The sequence below is a fragment of the Vicinamibacteria bacterium genome (assembly GCA_035620555.1).
Taxonomy (GTDB): domain Bacteria; phylum Acidobacteriota; class Vicinamibacteria; order Marinacidobacterales; family SMYC01; genus DASPGQ01.
The window spans coordinates 1-3,515 of the sequence record DASPGQ010000738.1 but is presented as its reverse complement, the minus strand read 5'-3'; the positions used below and the strand labels follow the sequence as shown (position 1 = coordinate 3,515).

Sequence of the window (3,515 nt, the reverse complement as noted above, 5' to 3'; positions counted from 1 at the left end):
CACTTCAACCAGAACGACCTCTACCATGTGATACAGATGGCGGGACTCTATTGCTTGTATCGGGGGGCGCTCCTGCTCAGCGAATCCGATAAGTTATCAGGAACCTCCCGTTGAAGAGCCCGTCGTTCTGGGACGACGTGGACGGCGGGCGAACGACGGACAAAGGCGAGTAGAAGAGCTCTCCCATGATGCGCCACTTCTCGTTGGCGACGTAAGTAATTCCTCCGGTAAAGGACACCGTGCCGCCGTCGGTGAGCTGGAGAGTTCGGTCGTGGATCCCCGAGTAGAGCGCGTCGATCTGGAACTCGAGGTCCATATAGTTGAATGCGATGCCGAAGTAGGGCCGCCAGGGCCCGTCGCTCACGAAGCCGGTGTTCACCTCCACGCCGTACACACGCTGCGTGATCTGGTCGTTCGACGGGGCCTCACAATTGAAGGGGTTGGGGCCGGTCTCGATCTCTTTCTCGCTGCAGGTGATGTCTCCTTCGATCGTGCCGAACTGGCCGTATCCTCGCAGGCCGAGTTGCCACGTTTCCGACAGGCGGAACGGTCTTCCCACGCCGATGGCGAAGAGATTTGGTTTCGTGCCTCCCAAATCGAAGGGAGGAACGTAACCGAGCTCCAAGGAAATGGTTTCCGAGAGCCCGATCCGTCCTCGAACCCTCCCAAAGAAGTGCGTGCGATTGAGCTCCTCGAGCTTCGTTCCCCCGAATCCCACCCGGCGCTGATCGTCATCGAGCTGGGGCACGAAACCTCCTTCGAAGCCGACGTCGATCGCACCCGGCCCCATCCGCTCCGGAACTCCCATTCCGGTCATGAGCGCGAGAGAAGCGAAGTACTTCATCGCCCACGACTCGGGCCGGTCGAAATCGAGCTCTTCGGTGAACTCGACGAGGGGTTGCGCCGAGGAAAAACCGGAGGCGAGAATGGCGACGAAGGCGAGCGAGGCGACCGGGAAACGCATGGCATCATTTTAGATAGTGGGGCCTCGGCGATTTGTTAACCCTCTCACACCCGACGTTGTTGTGGTTCCGGTCTTCTTCGTGCTCAATGCCGTGGCGGGACCCGTGATCGATCGAGCCGCCACGGCTCGGGCTGTTTTACGGCGCGGCAAGCGCGCCGGGCTCGCTCCGCTCGCGCAGGGTGGGTTGAGTTTGTCATCACCCTTCTCCCGCCAACGCCAGCGAAAGGCCCACCGCGACCGTCAAATTGGCGAGCCAGGCGACGACTCCGAGCGAGTGGCCGAACAGGGTGCCCAGGCCGGCAACCAGGGCTCCTAGTATTGCGCCGCACAGCACTCCCCGCGCCTCGAGCCCCGGCCATAGGCTGCCGAGCACGAACGCGGGCGATGCTTGGACGAGAATCTCCGCCTTCAGCTCGATCAGTCCCCAGAGAGTGATACGAGGGGTCACGGCGATGAGCGCGAGCAATGCCATGACGAGCCATGAGACGCGCTTCCCGATCGCCGTAAGGCGCTCCTCGCTGGCCCCGCGAAGGACCGTCTTGCCGAGGAGGTCCTTGGAAAGAATGGAGGAGAGGCTCAACAGAACCGAGTCGGCGGTCGACATGATCGCGGCGAGAGTTCCGGTCACCACGAGAACCGCCATCGCGTAACCGTAGGCCGATTCCTGGGACCACTCGTGCAAGAGGAGAGGCAGGACCTGATCGGCTTCGATGCCGGCGAGTCCCGAGTAACGACGGATACCCACGAGCCCTACGAGCACGACGACCGTGGTCGTAACCAGTGGCATGAAAACCAGCACCTGGAGCGATCGCTTCAACACTCGGGTGCTGCGGGCCGCATAGATTCGCTGGATCGCCTGCGGATAGACCGCGGCGGAAAACCCGATCAACACCACGGTGGAGAGCCAGCGTAGCTGCATCTCCCGGCCGGGAACGGCGGTCTTTTCGGGGGCGTTTCGATTCAGCCATTCGGTCACCGCGTGCCAATCGGATGGCGTGGGTGCGAAAGCATGGAGTAGCGCGACGAGGCCAACGAGCAGCATCAACCCCTGGACGCAGTCCGTCCAGGCAACCGCGCGAAGACCTCCCAGGGTCTCGTAAGCGATGATGACGACGACCAGCACGACGATGCCCAACCAGTAGGGGAGGTTGTTGTCGCTGACCCCCGCCACGACGTGCCCCATCGCCATGAGCTGAGCGAGGAGGTAGTTCCCGATGGAGACGACCAAAATGATGTTGATGACGACCGAGAGCGCGGGCGAACGAAAACGGTAGTCCAGAAAATCGCCGGGGGTGACGAAGCCGTTCTGTCTCGCGAGCCGCTGGAGTCGCGGTGCGAAGAGAAGGTAGACGACGACGATCGACATCATGAAGGAAACGCTCATCATCCATGCGTAGCCGAGCCGATAGGATTCTCCCGGGTAGCCCACGATCGTGTTCCCGCTGTACTGCGTGGCATAGAGGGTGAGCAGGAGGACGAGGGGGCCGAGGCTTCTTCCCGCGAGATAGAAATCACTCAGGTTGTCGCTCTTTCGAGCTCGTCGGGCGGTAAGGCCGAGAGCGATCATCGAGCCCAAATAAGCGCCGACGAACAACAGGGCCCCGACGCTCAGAGGAATGCCGTTCATGGCGGGTCGTCGTTCCAGTAGCGCTCGATGACGAAGGCAGTGAAAAGAGCGATCGCGAGAGTGGCGGCGAGAGAGACTGCTACCCAGCGAGGCAGGCCGAGCCAGATCGGATCGGCCGCTCCCTCGGTGAAATACCACGGGATCGCTGCGCCGAACAGGCCGGCATAGACGAGCCAAATGAAAGGGTGTCGGCTGGGCTCGTCATTCACGGGCCAGATTGTAACGGGTTTTACCGTCACCTTCGCGCCTTCCCAGGCGGACGACCGCCCTGAGTCCCGGCGCGTTGTCCAGGAGCTGAAGCGAGCCGGCGTGCAGCTTGGCCACGGCTTCCACGAGGCTCAATCCAAGTCCGGCTCCAGCGGTCGTTCGGCTACGATCCAGGCGGTAGAAGCGTTCGCGCACGCGGCTGCGCTCCTCGAGGGGAATACCCGGCCCGTCGTCCGCGACCACGATCTCGATGCCCTCCCCGGTCGACGAGAGAGCGATTTCGATCTGGCCGCCGGGCGACGTGTGCTTGAGCGCGTTGTCGAGAAGGTTCACCAGGGCTTGAAACAGCATGTCTCGGTCGCCCCGCACTTCGATTCCCGGGGAGTTGTGCAGCACGAGCTTCTTGTCGGCGTCCTCGATGAGAGGTGCGTAGAGCTCTGCCACGTCGTCTACCAGCGAGGTCAGGTCGACGTTCGCGAGCACGGCTCGGGCGCGCTCGCCGGTCTCGATCCGGGCGATGCGCAGGAGCGCGGCAAAGACGGCGAGCAGATGGTCGGTCTCGTGGATCGCCGCCTCGATTTCCGGGTCCGCTTTCGTCTTTCGAAGCCGCTCGAGCCTCGTCTTGAGTCGGGCGAGCGGTGTGCGCAGATCGTGGGCCACGGCGTCCGAGACGCGGCGAACCCCTTCGACGAGCTTCTTGAGCTCGTCCAGCATCTG

4 protein-coding genes are annotated in these 3,515 nt (G+C 62.7%); all 4 read right to left on the bottom strand.

The annotated features are described in order from the left end of the window. Positions 1–76 precede the first annotated feature (76 nt). On the bottom strand, positions 77–964 hold the full coding sequence (locus VEK15_29640; GenBank protein ID HXV64898.1) for a hypothetical protein: 888 nt from the start codon (positions 962–964) through the stop codon (positions 77–79). Positions 965–1,160: 196 nt separating this feature from the next. Beyond that, positions 1,161–2,591 carry a sodium:solute symporter family protein gene (locus VEK15_29635; GenBank protein HXV64897.1) on the bottom strand — a complete coding sequence of 477 codons (1,431 nt, stop codon included), beginning with the start codon at positions 2,589–2,591 and terminating at the stop codon, positions 1,161–1,163. Beyond that, positions 2,588–2,800, bottom strand: coding sequence for a hypothetical protein (locus tag VEK15_29630; protein ID HXV64896.1), 213 nt, complete (start codon positions 2,798–2,800; stop codon positions 2,588–2,590). The genes VEK15_29635 and VEK15_29630 overlap by 4 nt, the downstream gene beginning before the upstream one ends. After that, a partial coding sequence (locus tag VEK15_29625) for a HAMP domain-containing sensor histidine kinase (GenBank protein HXV64895.1) occupies positions 2,793–3,515 on the bottom strand: 723 nt, incomplete at its 5' end. The genes VEK15_29630 and VEK15_29625, both read right to left, overlap by 8 nt.